We start from the raw sequence: 17012 nt of genomic DNA, 5'->3' as shown, positions 1-17012 counted from the left end.
CATTGTTAAGCGCCCGTGACGCCGAAAGCACCCCCTCCAGGCAGAACGTCACCTCACCGTTGCATTTTCATGACGGCGAGTGTTCAAAAGCCGCTCAGGTGAGCGAAACGGTCACCGTCTGTGCCGCCGAGCCGGAGGCTCGGAGGGCACGGTTCCCGGAACCGCGGCGCCGGCCCGCCCGGGTCACATCTCTTTCCGGCCAGTTCCGGAGCGGGCCCCGGCACCTGAGAGAATGGTGAACATGGCCTCTGACAGTCCTCGCGTGCTCTCCGGAATCCAGCCCACGGCAGGCTCGTTCCACCTCGGCAACTACCTCGGCGCCGTCCGTCAGTGGGTGGCGCTCCAGGAGTCCCACGACGCGTTCTACATGGTCGTCGACCTGCACGCGATCACGATTCCGCAGGACCCCGCGGACCTGCGCGCCAACACCCGGCTCGCGGCGGCGCAGCTCCTCGCCGCAGGACTCGACCCCGAGCGCTGCACGCTCTTCGTCCAGAGCCATGTCCCCGAGCACGCGCAGCTCGCCTGGGTGATGAACTGCCTCACCGGTTTCGGCGAGGCCTCCCGCATGACCCAGTTCAAGGACAAGTCCGCCAAGCAGGGCGCCGACCGCGCAAGCGTGGGCCTCTTCACGTACCCGGTCCTCCAGGTGGCGGACATCCTGCTGTACCAGGCCCACGAGGTCCCGGTCGGCGAGGACCAGCGCCAGCACATCGAGCTGACCCGCGACCTCGCGGAGCGTTTCAACGGCCGCTTCGGCGACACCTTCCGGATTCCCAAGCCGTACATCCTCAAGGAGACGGCGAAGATCTTCGATCTCCAGGACCCGTCGATCAAGATGAGCAAGTCGGCGTCGACGCCGAAGGGCCTCATCAACCTGCTCGACGACCCGAAGGTGACCGCCAAGAAGGTCAAGAGCGCGGTCACCGACACGGACACCGTCATCAGGTACGACGCGAGCGCCAAGCCGGGTGTCAGCAACCTGCTGACCATCTACTCGACGCTCACCGGCACGGGAATCGGCGAACTGGAGGAGAGGTACGCAGGCAAGGGCTACGGTGCGCTGAAAACGGACCTCGCCGAGGTCATGGTCGGCTTCGTGACGCCGTTCCGGGAGCGCACCCAGCAGTATCTGGACGACCCCGAGACGCTCGACTCGATTCTGGCCAAGGGCGCCGAGAAGGCGCGCGCCGTCGCCGCCGAGACGCTCTCCCAGGCGTACGACCGGGTCGGATTCCTGCCCGCCAAGCACTGACGGCCGAGGCCACCGCCGTACGCGGGGCCGCGCCCCGGCCCTCCGGCGGCGGCACAGTCCCTACCACACCACCTTCGGCAGTCAGTACGAGACGAGCGCGACACTCCTCCACACGCCGATTGCGGGTCATACCGCCGTACAGTCGAAAGCCGGGGGCGGGCCGAGCGATCGCCCCCCTCCCGCGCAGCACCACCGAACAGCCCTGACCATCGACAACGACAGGAGACGACGTGGGGACCGTAACGATCGGCGTGTCGATCGCGGTCCCGGAGCCTCACGGCAGCCTGCTCCAGGAGCGGCGCGCGGGCTTCGGCGACCCCGCGGCTTGCTGCATTCCCACCCACGTCACCCTGTTGCCGCCGACCGAGGTCGAGGAGTCGGCGCTGCCCGCGATCGAGACGCACCTCGTCGAGGTCGCGGCCGCCGGGCGCCCCTTCCCGATGCTGCTGTCCGGCACCGGCACCTTCCGCCCCCTGTCACCCGTTGTGTACGTCCGGGTCGCCGAGGGCGCCGAGGCCTGCACCTGGCTCCAGAAGCAGGTCCGGGACGTCTCGGGCCCCGTCGCCCGCGAGCTCCAGTTCCCGTACCACCCGCACGTCACCGTGGCCCACGGCATCGACGACGAGGCGATGGACCACGCCTTCGAGGCGCTCTCCGGGTACGAGGCCGGGTGGCCCTGCACCGGATTCGCCCTCTACGAGCAGGGCGCCGACGGTGTGTGGCGCAAGCTCCGCGAGTTCGCCTTCGGCGGCGCCGTGGTGCCCCCGCAGGCCACCTCGCCCGAGCGGGACACCACACTTCCGGCGCTCTGACGGGCGCGGAACGTCAGAGCGGCAGCCGCCTGAAGACCGCGCGCGGGGTGTGCCGCAGCGCGGACATGACCATCCTCAGCACCCCCGGCACCCACACCGTCTCCGAGCGGCGCCGCAGCCCCAGTTCGATCGCCGCGGCCACCGCCTCCGGGGTGGTCGACAGCGGCACCTCGGGCAGATGGGCCGTCATCCGCGTACGGACGAATCCGGGGCGTACGACCATGACGTGCGCGCCGGTGCCGTGGAGGGCGTCGCCCAGGCCCTGCGCGAAGGCGTCCAGGCCCGCCTTGCTGGAGCCGTAGATGAAGTTCGAGCGGCGGGCGCGTTCGCCCGCGACCGAGGACAGCACCACCAGGGAGCCGTGCCCCTGCGTCTGCAGCGCCCGCGCGCACACCAGGCCCGAGGACACCGCGCCCGTGTAGTTGGTCTGCGCGACCCGGACCGCCGCGACCGGCTCCTTCTCGTCCAGGGCCTGGTCGCCGAGCACCCCGAAGGCCATCAGCACCATGTCGATGTCGCCCTCGGCGAAGACCTTGCCGAGCACGGCCTCGTGGGACTCGGGATCGAGGGCGTCGAAGGCGAGGGTGCGGACGTCCGCGCCGAGCCGGCGCAGCCGCTCGGCGGCCTCTTCCAGGGCGGGGGCCGGCCGTCCGGCGAGCCACACCGTGCGGGTCCGCCGGGTGATCAGCCGGCGCGCCGTGGCCAGCGCGATCTCGGACGTGCCGCCGAGGACCAGCAGGGACTGGGGGGTACCGAAGGCGTCCTTCATGACAGCGAGCTCCTGGAGACGGGGACCGGAGGGGCGGGCGGGAACGGGGCGCGCTGCGGGCCGGGAACGGCGCCGGGGGCCACTACAGGCCGAGCCGGCGGGACAGGTCCGAGGTGAAGACCCCCCGCGGGTCCAGCTCCTGGCGCAGCGACCGGAACGTGCCGAGACGCGGATACATGACGTCCAGCAGCTCGGGCCGCAGCCGCGCGTCCTTGGCGAGGTACACGCGCCCTCCGGCCTCCGCCACCTCCTCGTCCAGCTCGTCGAGGAAGGCGGCGAGGCCCGGCAGACCCGCCGGGATGTCCAGGGCCAGGGTCCAGCCGGGCACGGGGAAGGACAGCCAGCCCGGATCGCCCTCTCCGAAGCGCTTGAGGACGGCGAGGAAGGACGGGCAGCGGCGTTCGGAGATGCGCCGCACGATCCGCCGCAGGGTCTCCTCCCGGCCGTGTCCGACGACGAACTGGTACTGGACGAAGCCGCCGCGCCCGTAGACACGGTTCCAGTGCGGCACCCCGTCCAGGGGATGGAAGAAGGCCGGGATCGGCTGGAGTTCACCGGTCCGCAGGCGGGGCGCCTTGCGGTACCAGAGTTCGTTGAAGAGGCCCACCGTCGTCCGTCCGAGGAGCCCTTCGGGCACGAAGGCGGGGGCGGCCGGCAGGCGCGACGGGCGGAACGCCAGCGGGTGTCTGCGGGCCCGCGCGGGGAGCGCGTCCAGCGGCGCGTGTTCGCCGCGGGTCAGGACCGAGCGCCCCGTCCCGGCCCCGCGCGCGAGGAGGTCGATCCAGGCCACCGAGTAGCGGTACCGGTGGTCGGTGGCGGTGAGGCGGGCCATCAGGTCGTCCAGGTCCGCCGCGCGTTCGGTGTCGACGGACATCAGGGCGGTCTCCACCGGCTGGAGGCGGACGGTCGCCGTCAGGATCACGCCGGTCAGGCCCATGCCGCCCGCCGTGGCGTCGAACAGCGGGGTGCCGGGCCCGACCGTCCTGATCTCGCCGTCCGCCGTCAGCAGTTCGAAGGACAGGACGTGACGCGCGAAGGAGCCCGACACGTGGTGGTTCTTGCCGTGGATGTCCGCGCCGATCGCGCCGCCCACGGTCACATAACGGGTCCCCGGTGTCACCGGCACGAACCAGCCGAGGGGGAGCAGGACCTCCATGAGCCGGTGCAGGGACACCCCCGCGTCGCACAGGACCGTGCCGCCGTCCGCGTCGATGGCGTGGATCCGGTCCAGGCCCGTCATGTCGAGCACCGCCCCGCCCGCGTTCTGCGCGGCGTCGCCGTAGGCCCGTCCGAGCCCCCGGGCGATCCCTCCCCGGGCCCCGCACCCCCGGACGGCGGCCGCCGCCTCCCCGTAGGTGCGCGGACGGACCAGACGGGCGGTGGTCGGGGCGGTGCGGCCCCAACCCGTGACGGAGACGGAGTCGGCAGGCATGACCGTGACCGTAGCGCCGCCGAGGGTGCGCAACGGGGCAATCTACCCAGCGCTCCCGGCTCCTCACCGAAATGGGTGATTAATGGGATGTCGTCCAAGATTGCCGTAGTTCTGCGACCACTCCCTAGAAGAGTGAGATCGCATGGACGACCTTGACGACCGTGACGAGATGGATCGGCGGCCTGACGGCATGGACCGTCCACCTGACGGCATCGACCGTCCGCCGGACGGCATGGACCGCCGGGTGCTGTCCGTACTCCACGCGTACGGCGGGTACCCGCGGGTCGCGGCCGTCGCGCGCGCCCTGTCCTGGAGCGGGGAACACGGCGCCCTGTGGCTCGCGGCGGGGCTCGCCGGGGCGGCCGCCGACCGCGGGCGGCGCGGCGCGTGGCTGCGCGCGACGGCGCTCACCGCCGGCGCGCACCTCGCGAGCATGGGGGTGAAACGGATCGTGCGCCGCCCGCGTCCCACGCACGTGGCACCCCGGGTGGGAACGGCGGGACGGCACTCCTTCCCCAGCTCGCACGCGGCCTCCGCCACCGCCGCGGCGGTCGCGTACGGCGCGCTCGGCGCGTACGCCGTCCCGCCGCTCGCCGCCGCGATGTGCCTCTCGCGCCTCGTCGTCGGCGTCCACTACCCCACGGATGTCGCCGCCGGCGCGGCCCTGGGCGCCGCGGCGGCCGGACTGGGCGCCCGCTGGATCGGGGCGGGCCATGGCTGAGCGTACGGCCCTTCTGGAGCGCACTCCGGCCCTCGCCCCGCCGCCGCGGAGCCTGAGCGGGCTGCTGCGGGGCCTCGTCAGGACCGCGCGTCCTCGCCAGTGGGTCAAGAACGTGCTCGTCGTGGCCGCCCCGGCCGCCGCCGGCCGGCTCTTCTCGCTGCACGCCTCCAGCCAACTCGCGCTGGTCTTCCTCCTGTTCACGGCCTGTGCCGCCGCCGTCTATCTGATCAACGACGCCCGGGACGCCGTCGCCGACCGCGCCCACCCGGTGAAGCGCCACCGCCCGGTCGCCGCGGGCCAGGTCCCCGTCCCGGCCGCGTACGCCGTCGGCGGCATCCTCGGGGTCCTCGCGCCCGCGACCGCCGCCTGGTTCTGCTCGCCGGCCGTCTGCGCGCTGCTGACCGCGTACATCGGCATGCAGCTCGCGTACTGCGTGAGCCTGAAGCACGTGCTCGTCGTCGACCTCGTCGTCGTCACGACCGGGTTCCTGATGCGAGCCATGATCGGCGGCCTGGCCCTCGGCATCCCGCTCTCGCGCTGGTTCCTGATCACCACCGGCTTCGGGGCGCTGTTCATGGTCTCGGCGAAGCGCTACTCCGAGGCCGTGCAGATGGCGGGCACGGCGGGCGCCACGCGCGCGCTGCTCACCGAGTACACGACCGGCTACCTGCGGTTCGTGTGGCAGCTCGCCGCCGGGGTCTCCGTCCTCGGCTACTGCCTGTGGGCCCTGGAGGAGGGCGGAGTGCCGAGCACCGGCCTGCTGCCGTGGCGTCAGCTGTCCGTGGTCGCCTTCATCCTGGCCGTCCTGCGCTACGCGGTCTTCGCCGACCGGGGTACGGCGGGCGAGCCGGAGGACGTGGTCCTGCGCGACCGTCCGCTCGCCCTCATCGGCCTGGTGTGGCTGGCCATGTACGGACTCGCCGTGGCGAACTGGTGAGCGTCACCGGGGACCGGCCCGGTCCCGGTCTCCTCGCCGGCCGCGGGGCGGACGCCGGGGCGCCGGACGCCCCGGGGCCCGCGGTCGCGGAACCGGCGGCGGCTCCCGGACGGGCCCGTCCCCGGAAGCGTCTCCTGCGCGAGCTCCTCGGGTTCGCGGCGGTCGGTGTCCTCGCCTACGCCGCCGACCTCGGCCTCTTCGTCTGGCTCCGCGGCCCGGCGGGTCTGGACCCCCTGACGGCCAAGTCGCTGTCCTTCGTCGCGGGCTGCTCGGTGGCGTACGCCGGGAACGCGCTCGGCACCTACCGGCACGCGGCGGCCTGGGGCCCGCGCCCCTGCCTGATCTTCCTCGCGGTGAACATCGCGGGTGCGCTCGTGCAGTTGCTGTCCATCGCCGTCAGTCACTACGGGCTCGGGTTCACCTCACCGCGCGCGGACACCGTCTCGGGCGCGGGAGTCGGGATGGCGCTCGCCACTGTCCTGCGATTCTGGGGTACCCGGTCACTGGTTTTCCGAGGCGAGGGCAGAGTCGGATCATGGACTGGCTGAAAAAGATTCCCGGCGTGGGGCCTTGGGTCGTACGCCTGATGGCCACGCACGCGTGGCGGTCGTACGAGCGCCTGGACCGCGTCAAGTGGACGCGGCTCGCCGCGGCGATGACCTTCATCAGCTTCGTGGCGCTGTTCCCGCTGCTGACCGTGGCCGCGGCGATCGGGGCCGCCACGCTCAGCACCCAGCAGCAGAAGGACCTCCAGGACAAGCTCGCCGAGCAGGTGCCGGGCATCTCCGACCAGCTCGACATCAACGGCCTCGTCCAGAACGCCGGCACCATCGGGCTCGTCGCGGGCGCCCTGCTGCTGGTCACGGGCATCGGCTGGGTCGGCTCGATGCGGGAGTGCCTGCGCGCGGTCTGGGAGCTTCCCGACAGCGAGGAGAACCCCTTCCTGCGCAAGCTCAAGGACGGCGGAGTCCTCGTCGGCCTCGGCGGCGCCGTGCTCCTCACCATCGTGGTCTCCACCCTCGCGTCCACGGCGATGGGCTGGTCGGCACGGCACCTGGGCATCGACGAGAACGGCTGGGGGAGCACCCTCCTCCAGGGCATCGCCTTCGCGGTGGCCGTGCTCGCCGACTTCCTCGTCCTGCTCTACGTCCTCACGCTGCTGCCCGGTGTCGAGCCGCCACGCCGCCGGCTGATCGTCGCCGCGCTGATCGGCGCCGTCGGGTTCGAGCTGCTCAAGCTGCTGCTCAGCGGCTACATGCGGGGGGTGGCGTCCAAGAGCATGTACGGCGCCTTCGGGGTGCCGATCGCGCTGCTCCTGTGGATCAACTTCACCTCGAAGCTGCTCCTGTACTCCTCCGCCTGGACGGCGACACCGAGCGAGGGGCAGGATCGGGAAGCGGCGGACGACGACGCACCGGCGGGTCCGGACGGACCGGCCGGCTCACGGGAACCGGCCGGCCCGCGGGACCGGAGGGACCCCGAGGCTCCGAAGAACGCGGAGGAGGCCCCCGAGCCCCGCGCGGTCAGCGGCGACGGCGCATCAGGTCCGGCAGTGGCCAGCGGCGGTTGACCAGGAAGATGCCCGCCGCGAGCAGGGCGACGAAGCCGCCCGTCAGGCCGAGCGCGACGCCGATGCCGGTCGAACCGCCCTTCGCCGCGGTGGAGGCCGCCACCGGCTTCGTGGAGGTGTGTGCGGCGCCCGTGCCCGGGCTCGCCCCGCCCGACGCGTTCGCACCCGGCTGAGCCGTGGTGTCCACGCCCTTGGGCGCGACCAGTTCGCCCACCGGCTCGACCTTGCCCGCGGACTGGAATCCCCAGTCGAGGAGCTGCGCGGCCTCCTTGTAGACCTCGTTGTGCTCCTTCTTCTCCGGGTTCATGACCGTGACGAGCAGCACCTTGCCGCCGCGCTCGGCGACGCCCGTGAAGGTGGCGCCCGCGTTGGTGGTGTTGCCGTTCTTCACCCCCGCGATGCCCTGGTACGGGGTGATGTCGCTGTCACCGGACAGCAGCCGGTTGGTGTTGCGGATCTCGGAGGACGCGCGGGCGGACGTGCCCTTCTTGTTCCCGGCCGTCGTGCCGGGGAAGGTGGCCCGCACCGTCGAGCAGTACTCCCGGAAGTCCTTCTTCTGGAGCCCCGAACGGGCGAACAGCGTCAGGTCGTAGGCCGACGACACCTGGCCCCCGGCGTCGTAACCGTCCGGGCTCACCACGCGCGTGTCGAGGGCCTGGAGGTCGTCCGCGTGCGCCTGCATGTCCTTGACCGTCTCGCGGACGCCGCCGTTCATCGAGGACAGCACGTGCACGGCGTCGTTGCCGGACTTCAGGAAGACACCGAGCCACAGGTCGTGGACGGTGTACGTCTCGTTCTCCTTTATGCCCACCACGCTGGAGCCCGCTCCGATGCCCGCCAGGTCGGAGGGGGTCACCTTGTGCGAGGTGGTCCTCGGGAACTTGGGCAGCACCGTGTCGGCGAACAGCATCTTCAGGGTGCTCGCCGGGGGCAGCCGCCAGTGCGCGTTGTGCGCGGCCAGGACGTCACCGGACTCGGCGTCGGCGACGATCCAGGAACGCGCGGTGATGTCCGCGGGCAGGACGGGAGCGCCGCCGCCGAGGTTCACCTGGTTGCCGGGCCGGCCGAGCCGCTCACCGCCGAGGCTCGACATGTTCGCCGGGGGCGTGGCCGAGGGGGAGGCTGTCGGGCTCGCCGTGGGGCTCGCGTCGGCGAACACGGGCGCAGTGAAGGAAAGGGTCAACAACGTGGCGGAAGCGATCAACAAGGATCGCTGGATGGTCTTTTTCGAGGCGGGCACGATCGAGAAAGTACAGGGGTTGTGACGGGAATTCCCGTCACCGTTCGGGGAGGCCCCTTCGCCCTCTCCACCCCGGCGCCGGATCACGGTGGGCGACGGCGATACTGAACGCATGAAGCTCAGCCGCCCCGTGTCCTGGTTCCTGCTCGCCTTCGGGGTGTGGAGTTGGGTCATTTGGGTCACTTTCGCTAAGAATCTCTGGGAAGACGCCAGTGGGCTCGCGTTCGACGACGCGGGTGATCCGACGGCGTACTTCTGGGTGCACCTGACGCTCACCGTCGTGTCGTTTGTCCTTGGGACGGTCGTCGGGGTCATCGGGTTGCGCGGCGTACGCGCTTTGCGCCAGACGTCATAACGGGGGATACGACGTCATGGTCATCTTGTTCGCGTTGGCGGGTGTGACCGCGCTGGCCGTGCTCGGCGGGCTGCACTGGTACGCCTGGCGCCGGCTGGTGCGGGACACCACGAGCGGCCCCGGACCGGTCCGCCGGCTGGGCACGGCCCTCTTCGTCGCCGGGCCGCTGCTGATGGTCGGTGCCATCGTGAGCGAGCGGGCGGGCGCTCCCTTCCTCCTCCAGCAGACGCTGTCCTGGCCCGGCTTCCTGTGGATGCCGCTGGGCCTCTACCTCGTACTGGCGCTGCTGGCCGGGGAGTTCGTACGGCCGGTCCTGCGACGGACCCTGGAGCGCCGGGCCGCCCGAAGCGCGGAGAGCGGCGGGGCCGCGTCCCCCGCCGTGACCGAGCCCGCGGCGTCGACGGAGCCGGCCGAATCGGTGGCGCCGACGGCACCGGCCGAATCGACGGGGCCCGCGGAACCGGCTGAATCAGCAGGACCCACGGAGCCGGCCCAATCGGTGGGACCCGCGGAACCGGCTGGTTCAGTGGGACCCGCGGAACCGGCGGGAGCCGTCCGGTCGCCGTCGCGGCGTCTGTTCGTCTCGCGGGTCGTGGGTGGCACGGCCGCGGCCGTCGCCGTGGGGACCGTGGGGTACGGGACGTACGGCGTGCTGCGCGGTCCCAGGGTGAAGCGGGTCACCGTACCGCTCGCCAAACTGCCCCGGTCCGCCCACGGATTCCGGATCGCCGTCGTGAGCGACATCCACCTCGGGCCGGTGCTCGGACGCGGATTCGCCCAGCGGGTCGTCGACACGATCAACTCCACACAGCCCGATCTGATCGCCGTCGTCGGTGACCTGGTCGACGGCAGCGTGAAGAACCTCGGCCCCGCCGCCGAACCCCTCGCCCGGCTGCGCGCCCGGCACGGCTCCTACTTCGTCACCGGGAACCACGAGTACTTCTCCGGAGCCGAGCAGTGGATCCGGGAGGTCCGGGAGCTGGGGATCCATCCCCTGGAGAACGCGCGGACCGAACTGGCCGGATTCGACCTCGCCGGCGTGAACGACCTCCAGGGCGAGAGCGAGGGGCAGGGGCCCGACTTCGGCAAGGCGCTCGGAGACCGCGACACGACACGAGCCTGTGTGCTGCTCGCACATCAGCCGGTGCAGATCCATGATGCGGTGCGCCACGGGGTCGACCTCCAGTTGTCCGGACACACCCACGGCGGACAGCTGTGGCCGGGCAACCTCATCGCGGCCGCCGCCAATCCGACGGTCGCCGGCCTGGAGCGCTACGGCGACACGCAGCTCTACGTCTCCCGGGGCGCGGGAGCCTGGGGGCCGCCGACCCGCGTCGGCGCGCCCTCCGACATCACGGTCGTCGAGCTGGCCTCGCGCGAAGCCTGAGAATCGGCTGTGAAGAGAGACGGAAAAGATCATTTTCGTCGGCCTTGAGCACTCTTCCCGATTCGCTTCCCCGGCCCAAACTCCTGTGATTAGGTGATCCGCGCCACTAAGGGAGTGGCGTGCGGGGCGCCTGGGGAGGGCACCGATGCGATCGGTTCGCTTATGGATACCGGCGGCGCTGCTCGTTGTGGCGGGCGCCGGTGTGGCCGGCTGGCAGCTCCTGCCGGCGAAGGGGAACGACAACCGCACCATCACGGTGGGCACCACGGACGCCGTCACCTCGCTCGACCCGGCCGGCGCCTACGACGCCGGGTCCTGGGCCCTGTTCAGCAATGTCTTCCAGTCGCTGCTCACCTTCGAGCCCGGCGGCGCCAAACCCGTCCCGGACGCCGCCAAGAACTGCGCGTTCACCGACACGGGGCTGCGCACCTATCGCTGCACACTCCGTGACGACCTCACGTTCCCCAGCGGGCGCACGATGACCGCGGCGGACGTGAAGTTCTCCTTCGACCGCGTCAAGCGCATCAACGACGAGGTCGGGCCCGCCTCTCTCCTCTCCACCCTGGGCAGCGTGGACGCGAGCGGCCGGACCGTCACCTTCCATCTGTCCTCGCCCGACGCGACCTTCCCGTTCAAGCTGGCCACCGGCGCCGGTTCGATCGTCGACAGCACCCGCTATCCCCGGCGCAGTCTGCGCACCGGCACCGGTGCCGACGGCACCGGGCCCTACGTCCTGAAGGCGTACACGCAGGGCGCGAAGGCCGTCCTCGCCCCCAACCCCGGCTACAAGGGCGCCGTCGACGACCTCGGCAAGCCCGTCGTGCTGCGCTACTACGCCAACTCGGGGGCGCTCCAGGTGGCCTGGAAGGCGAAGGAGCTCGACGTCGTGGCCCGTCAGCTCCCGCCCGCCGTGCTCGCCGCGCTCTCGCCGAGCGACCCCGCGCAACGCGTCACGGAGGCCGACAGCGCCGAGACCCGCAACCTCGTTCTCGACGTGCGCGAAGGGTCGCCGCTGCACGACAGGCGGGTCCGGCAGGCCCTCGCCTCGCTGGTCGACCGCGAGACGCTGGTCGACCGGACGTACCGGGGGACCACCGACCCGCTGTACGGGCTGATCCCGGCGGGGATCCCGGGGCACGCGACCTCGTTCTTCGACAGCTATCCGAAGCCCGACCCCAAGAAGGCGCGGGCCCTGCTGACCGAGGCCGGGGTCTCGTTGCCGGTGCGCTTCACCTACGGGTTCGCCGAGGGGCGGGGTGCCGCGGGCGAGGAGGCGGCCGAGCTCAAGCGGCAGCTGGAGGCGGACGGGCTGTTCAAGGTGACGACCGAGGGGTTCGAGTGGACCGAGTTCCAGAAGAAGTACGCGGGGGGCGGGCTCGACGCCTGGGCGGTCGGCTGGGTCGCCGACTATCCCGACGCGGACACCTTCGGCGCGCCGCTGGTCGGTACCGGCAACAGCATGAAGAACGGCTACACCGACAAGGATGTCGACCGTCTGATCAAGGAGACCCAGCAGGACGCCGACCGAAGCCGTACGGCGGACGCGTTCCGGCGGCTCCAGGCGCAGGTCGCCCAGGACGTCCCGCTGATCCCGCTGTGGCAGCGCAGGGACTACGTCATCAGCAGCGAGGACGCCAGCGGCGGCGAGTACCTGTCCGACGGGACCGGCGTCTTCCGCCTCTGGCAGCTGAGCTGGCTGTGACAAGCGGCCCCGGTGTCCGGGGCACTCGACTCCACGTGCGCGGGCGGCGGTCACGGCCCCGGCCGTGACCGCCGCCCGCCGACGCGGAGTCGGTCCTGTCAGGGGTGCGGAGTGGATCCGTACGCCGTCAGGAAGCGGTCGCGGAACGAGCTCATCTTCCACACCGGGGCGTCGTGCTCGGGCCGGAGGCCGTCCGTCCAGCCCCAGTCGGCGATCCTGTCGAGCACCTTCGGGTCCTTGGCGACGATCGAGACGGGCACGTCGCGGCTGGCGTGGTTGCCGCTGACCCGGGCGATCGGCTGGTGATCCCCGAGGTAGATCAGCACGGTGTTCTTGTTGCCGTGCTTCACCAGCCAGTCGATCAGGCTCGTCACCGAGTACGAGATGGACTTGCCGTACTCCACCTTCGACTTCTGCGAGTTGGTGATGATGTCGCCGGGGTTCTTGCCGGCCTTCTGGATGGCGTCGTAGACGGAGCCGTCGCCGACCTGGTCCTCGGGGACCGTCTTGGGGATGGGCGCCCAGGGCTGGTGGCTGGAGGTCAGGATGATCGTCGACATCAGCGGCTTGTCGTGCTTCTTGCCGTGCACCAGGCGTTCGAACGCGGTCAGGGCGTACTGGTCGGGCATGGTCGACCAGCTGAACTTCGGCCCCTTGTAGTCGAGATGGTGGGCGTCGTAGAGCTTGTCGATGCCGTAGAAGTTCTGCTCGGGCCAGTTCTTCTGGATGCCCGGCATGACGCCCACGGTGTCGTAGTCGCCGGTCTTCTTGAAGGCGCTGATCAGGGTGAGGTGGTCGCCGGCGGTCACGGTGCGGTAGCGCTGCTGGTTGTTGACCCACAGGCCCGACAGGAACGTCGAGTGGCCGAGCCAGCTGCTGCCGCCGTAGGTCGCCGAGGTGAGCCAGCCGCTCTTCGCCGCGAAACCGGCCTGGGTCAGCTTCTTGTTCTCCGCGGTCAGCGTCGCGTCGACGCCCGGTGCCATGACCGGGTCCTCGATGGCGCTGCGGCCGTAGCTCTCGATGAACGTGATGATCATGTCTTTGTCGCGCAGGTCCGTGAGCATCTGACCGGGCGGCGTGTTCGCGAAGCGGTCGTTCTTGGAGATCTCGGCGAACGCGGCCTCGTCCCGCAGCGTCTGCCGCACCCGCGCCGCCCGGTCCTGGACGACCAGCGCGGCGTGCTCGGAGGCGATGGGCACCCCGGTGTACTGCACGCCGAGCGCCGCGCAGGTGACCCAGGCGATGGCCAGGAACAGGGTCGTGCGGGTCGCCGTCTCGGTGTTCCTGGCCACCAGGTTGCCCAGCCGGACGACCGACAGGGTCATGAGCACCAGGATGGCGATCACGAGCGCCACGGCCAGCGCCGCGATGCCGAGCGCGCCGCCGTGGCCGAACGTGTCCTGGAGGTAGGCCTGCGCGTCGCCGAACAGCGACCAGTCGAGGACCACGTTGAAGCCGCGTCCGAGGTATTCGTTGAAGCCGATGTCGAGGATGTTCAGGACGGTCAGTACGCCCAGGACCAGCCCGGCGGCCACCGACAGCGCGATCCTTGGCCGGCGGGGCAGGACGATCAGCAGCGCGGCACCGAAGATCGCCTCCACCGGGAGCCGCAGGAATTCCGCCGGACGGAAACTGTCCGCCTGGCTCGGCATGAGCAGCGCGAACAGGACGAGCGCGGCGGCGACGAGGGTGGTCGTCCAGGCGAGGGTGCGGGCGGTGACGGGATACCGGTCCCGCCAGCCGCGCCACCGGCCGCGCACGGGCGGCTCGTCTCCCGGGGGCTCCTCCCCGCCACCGGCCCCGTCCCCGACGGCCACGTCGGGCGCGTCCTCGGGCACCTCCTCGGGCGAGACCGAGACCGAGACCGAGACCGAGGACGACGGCGAGGCCGCGTCCGCTGCTTCACCCGAGGCGGCGTCCGTGTCCGCGCCGACCACGTCGGGTGCTTCGGTCTCCGCCTCGGCCCGGACTTCGCTCCCGGCCGCGGCGGCGGACGTTCCGCTGTCGGTGCCCGCGGAGTCCGCCCCTTCGCCGGGGACGGCTTCCGCCGGCTTCTCCTGCGGGTCCTCGGAGCCGATCGAGGTGGCCCCCTCGGTCACGGCTGCCTCGGGGGCCGCCCCAGCCGCTGCCTCTCCCTCACCCGAGGCGGCGGCGTCCTCATCCGCGTCTGTGCCGGTGCCGATGACGGTGTCCGTGTCCGCGAGCGGCTCCGGTGTCGGCTCTTCGCGCGGAGGCGCCGCATCCGTGTTCGGCAGCTGTCGAGAGCTCGTGTTGAACGACAACCCGGCGGTCCTTCCGTGTGATGCGCGGTGGTGGCGTGACGGGTCGATCGAAGCGACCGACGCGCCCTCATCGTGGTGTACGGGGCCGCGGCGGCCCGTGTTCAACCGCCTCGGTCAGCTTCTGCCCAAGTCTGTTTCCACAGGTCACAGCGGTGCGTGAGGGAGTTCCCGGCCGGCACGGCAGGCGCTGGAGCGACACCGGCCCCGCCCGGCCGCCCCCACCCCGCCCGCGCCGCCGGTCGCACCGCGTCGGCGTCGTACCCGCATCCCCGCCGCAGGCCCCGCAGGTCCCTCCGTAGAGGCGTCCGCTTCCTCAGCGCACCGGCAGTGTCACCGTCACCGCCAGGCCCTCGCCGGGAGCCGTCCGTACCGTGACGCTCCCTCCGTGCGCCCTCACCACGCCCTCCACGATCGCCATGCCGAGCCCGCTGCCCGCACCGCGGCCGGCCCGGAAGAAGCGGTCGAAGACGCGCGCCGCGTCCTCCTCCGCGAGCCCGGGCCCCTTGTCCGCGACACACAGCCGCAGCACGCCGTCCGAGCGCTCCAGGCCGAGCCGCACGGGTACGTCGTCGGGTGTGTGGGTGCGTACGTTGCCCACGAGATTGCCCAGCACCTGCCGCAGCCCCGACTCGTCGGCCCGCACGAGGAGCGTGCCGTCGGCGTCCACGGTCACCGGGCGGCCGGGCTGCTGGGCGCGCAGATCCGCGGCCGCGTCCCGCACGAGCCGGCTCAGGTCGACGTTCCTGAACCGCAGCTCGGGCCGCTGGTCGAGGCGGGCCAGGGTGAGCAGCTCGTCGACCAGCCGGCCCATGCGGTCGGTCTCCGCGTTCATCCGGTCCCAGGCCCGTCTGCGCTCGACGGGATCGGTCAGCATCCCCTTCTCGTAGAGCTGGAGGTAGCCGCGGATCGCCGCCAGCGGGGTGCGCAGCTCGTGCGAGGCGTCCCCGACGAACCGGCGGAGCTGGGCGGCGCTGTCCTCGCGCGTCCGGTAGGCCGACTCGACCTGGTGCAGCATGGAGTTGAGCGCGAGCCGGAGCTGTTCGACCTCCTGGGTCGGATGCTGGCTGGAGGGAACGCGCCGGGTCAGATCGCCCTCGGCGATGGCGGACGAGGTCTCCACCATGGCCTCCAGCGGCAGCAGCCGGCGGCGCACGCTGAACATCGTCAGGCACGCGAGGAGCGCCAACAGCAGGGTTCCCACGGTCAGATCGAGCTTGAGCGCCTTGTCGATGCCCTTGTGCAGCCCGTCGGTCGAGCTGCCGAACAGGACGTAGGTCCCGTCGGCCAGCCGCGTCCCGGTCGCCCGGTAGTCGGCGCCGCGCACGGTGACGTCACGCGGGTCGACGGCGCGGGCGAGGCCGCCGGGGTCGCCCACGGCGGCGGCGAACGCGCGCTGGGTGTCGGTGGGTTCGTAGCCGCCCACCGCGACGGCCCGGCCGCTCCGGTCGACGGCCGCGAAGATCGATTCCGGCTTCGACGACCCGTCCGCGGTGGGTCCGATCCGCTCGTGCACGAACGCGAGGGCGCTCAGCGAGTCGATCTGGCGCATGGTGAGCTGCGAACCGCCCAGTGAGTCTCGGGTCTTGAGGAGCTGGGTGTCCACCTGGTCGAGCAGATAGTGCCCCATGCCCATCAGGCTCACGGCGGTCGCCACCACGATGCCCAGGGCCAGCAGTCCCACGTTCGCGATCGTGAGCTGACCGCGCAGCGAGTGGATGCCGTGCCTGCGGCGCGCGGGGCGGCAGCCGGGTTGGACGGACGCCTTCACGCGAGCCCGTATCCCACGCCCCGGCGGGTCTGGATCACCGGTGGGCCCAGCGGTTCGAGCTTGCGCCGCAGGTAGCTGATGTACGTCTCGACGACCGTCGATTCGGCCGGGTGCTCGTACTGCCATACATGGCGCAGGAGTTGCTCCTTGGGCACGATCCGGCCGCCGTTGCGGACGAGGAAGCGCAGCAGCGCGTACTCGGTGGGGGTGAGCTCGACCGTGGTGCCCGCGCGGTGGACGCGGTACGTCGTCTCGTCCAGCTCCAGGTCGCCGTAGCGCAGGGGCGGGCGCTGCGGCAGGACGTCGTCGGACCGGGTGCGGCGCAGGACGGCGGTGATGCGGGCGACGACCTCGTCGATGTTGAACGGCTTGGTGATGTAGTCGTCGCCGAAGCCGAGCGCGCCGACGATCTCGGCGGGCGCGTCCCGCGCGGTGAGGAAGACGACGGCCAGGTCCGGCTGCCGCAGGCGCAGTTCACGGCCGAGCGCCCGGCCGTCGCCGTCCGGGAGCATCACGTCGAGCAGGGCCGCGTCGGGGCGGGTGCGCTCGGCGAGGGCGAGCGCCTCGCGGACGGTCGCCGTCGCCATCACCTCGAAGTGGTGGTAGCGCAGCGCGATGGTGAGGACGTCCGCGATGCTCGGCTCGTCCTCGACGACGAGGACGGTGGCTCCGTCGTGAGCGGTCATGTCCCCAGTATCGACGGGGTCGTTGACGGTGAGCGCCGTTCGCGCCTTGGAGTTCCTTGAGAGTCATGGGCGGGTCGTGTCCACCCGTGCGCGTGA

At 71.6% G+C, this 17012-nt stretch carries 16 protein-coding genes; 10 read left to right on the top strand and 6 right to left on the bottom strand.

All coding sequences use genetic code 11. The features are described 5' to 3' along the window. Positions 1-241 precede the first annotated feature (241 nt). Together trpS and OG780_RS16770 are read left to right on the top strand one after the other, a co-directional pair. Entirely contained in the window at positions 242-1255 is a 1014-nt protein-coding gene (gene trpS, locus OG780_RS16775; RefSeq protein ID WP_328449037.1) for a tryptophan--tRNA ligase, read from the top strand. Positions 1256-1485: 230 nt separating this feature from the next. Then, entirely contained in the window at positions 1486-2067 is a 582-nt protein-coding gene (locus OG780_RS16770; protein WP_326785929.1) for a 2'-5' RNA ligase family protein, read from the top strand. Between the two features lie 13 nt (positions 2068-2080). Here the strand turns inward: OG780_RS16770 and OG780_RS16765 are convergent, their stop codons facing one another. Continuing rightward, the gene (locus OG780_RS16765; protein WP_328449034.1) at positions 2081-2836 is read right to left on the bottom strand and encodes a decaprenylphospho-beta-D-erythro-pentofuranosid-2-ulose 2-reductase; all 756 of its coding nucleotides are present in this window, start codon (positions 2834-2836) and stop codon (positions 2081-2083) included. 82 nt (positions 2837-2918) lie between these two features. Further along, a complete protein-coding gene (locus tag OG780_RS16760; RefSeq protein ID WP_328449032.1) occupies positions 2919-4268 on the bottom strand; it encodes an FAD-binding oxidoreductase in 1350 nt (449 codons plus the stop codon). 190 nt (positions 4269-4458) lie between these two features. Between OG780_RS16760 and OG780_RS16755 the strand changes: the two genes are divergently transcribed. The 4 genes from OG780_RS16755 to OG780_RS16740 all read left to right on the top strand — a co-directional run bounded on the left by OG780_RS16755 (position 4459) and on the right by OG780_RS16740 (position 7496). Then, positions 4459-4989, top strand: a complete 531-nt coding sequence (locus OG780_RS16755; protein ID WP_328458191.1) for a phosphatase PAP2 family protein — start codon at positions 4459-4461, stop codon at positions 4987-4989. After that, the gene (locus tag OG780_RS16750; protein ID WP_328449030.1) at positions 4982-5926 is read left to right on the top strand and encodes a decaprenyl-phosphate phosphoribosyltransferase; all 945 of its coding nucleotides are present in this window, start codon (positions 4982-4984) and stop codon (positions 5924-5926) included. The genes OG780_RS16755 and OG780_RS16750 overlap by 8 nt, the downstream gene beginning before the upstream one ends. A 134-nt stretch (positions 5927-6060) precedes the next feature. After that, positions 6061-6474, top strand: coding sequence for a GtrA family protein (locus OG780_RS16745; protein ID WP_328458189.1), 414 nt, complete (start codon positions 6061-6063; stop codon positions 6472-6474). Beyond that, complete coding sequence (locus OG780_RS16740) at positions 6462-7496, top strand: YihY/virulence factor BrkB family protein (RefSeq protein ID WP_328449028.1); 1035 nt, start codon at positions 6462-6464, stop codon at positions 7494-7496. The genes OG780_RS16745 and OG780_RS16740 overlap by 13 nt, the downstream gene beginning before the upstream one ends. On the opposite strand, the gene OG780_RS16735 is transcribed toward OG780_RS16740, so the two are convergent. After that, a complete protein-coding gene (locus tag OG780_RS16735; protein WP_328458187.1) occupies positions 7450-8679 on the bottom strand; it encodes a D-alanyl-D-alanine carboxypeptidase family protein in 1230 nt (409 codons plus the stop codon). The genes OG780_RS16740 and OG780_RS16735 overlap by 47 nt on opposite strands. On the opposite strand from OG780_RS16735, the gene OG780_RS16730 reads away from it, so the two are divergent. The 4 genes from OG780_RS16730 (at position 8603) to OG780_RS16715 (ending at position 12180) form a co-directional block, all read left to right on the top strand. Next, a complete protein-coding gene (locus tag OG780_RS16730; protein WP_328458780.1) occupies positions 8603-8761 on the top strand; it encodes a hypothetical protein in 159 nt (52 codons plus the stop codon). The two genes, OG780_RS16735 and OG780_RS16730, sit on opposite strands and share 77 nt — an antisense overlap. An 87-nt stretch (positions 8762-8848) precedes the next feature. Next, positions 8849-9091: an SCO4848 family membrane protein gene (locus OG780_RS16725; protein WP_328449026.1), complete on the top strand. Its 243-nt coding sequence runs from the start codon at positions 8849-8851 to the stop codon at positions 9089-9091. 16 nt (positions 9092-9107) lie between these two features. Next, positions 9108-10478, top strand: coding sequence for a metallophosphoesterase (locus OG780_RS16720; RefSeq protein WP_328449024.1), 1371 nt, complete (start codon positions 9108-9110; stop codon positions 10476-10478). Between the two features lie 145 nt (positions 10479-10623). Beyond that, entirely contained in the window at positions 10624-12180 is a 1557-nt protein-coding gene (locus tag OG780_RS16715) for an ABC transporter substrate-binding protein (protein WP_328449022.1), read from the top strand. Positions 12181-12278: 98 nt separating this feature from the next. Here OG780_RS16715 and OG780_RS16710 read toward each other — a convergent pair whose 3' ends face one another. From OG780_RS16710 to OG780_RS16700, 3 genes are all read right to left on the bottom strand, one after another. After that, complete coding sequence (locus tag OG780_RS16710; protein WP_328449020.1) at positions 12279-14462, bottom strand: sulfatase-like hydrolase/transferase; 2184 nt, start codon at positions 14460-14462, stop codon at positions 12279-12281. Positions 14463-14775: 313 nt separating this feature from the next. Beyond that, the gene (locus tag OG780_RS16705) at positions 14776-16230 is read right to left on the bottom strand and encodes a sensor histidine kinase (RefSeq protein ID WP_328449018.1); all 1455 of its coding nucleotides are present in this window, start codon (positions 16228-16230) and stop codon (positions 14776-14778) included. Further along, positions 16227-16916: a response regulator transcription factor gene (locus tag OG780_RS16700; RefSeq protein ID WP_328449016.1), complete on the bottom strand. Its 690-nt coding sequence runs from the start codon at positions 16914-16916 to the stop codon at positions 16227-16229. The genes OG780_RS16705 and OG780_RS16700 overlap by 4 nt, the downstream gene beginning before the upstream one ends. Positions 16917-17012: the final 96 nt, after the last annotated feature.

The organism is Streptomyces sp. NBC_00386 (genome assembly GCF_036063235.1).
In the GTDB taxonomy this organism is placed as follows: Bacteria; Actinomycetota; Actinomycetes; order Streptomycetales; family Streptomycetaceae; genus Streptomyces.
This window is presented reverse-complemented; position numbering and strand designations above follow the sequence as displayed.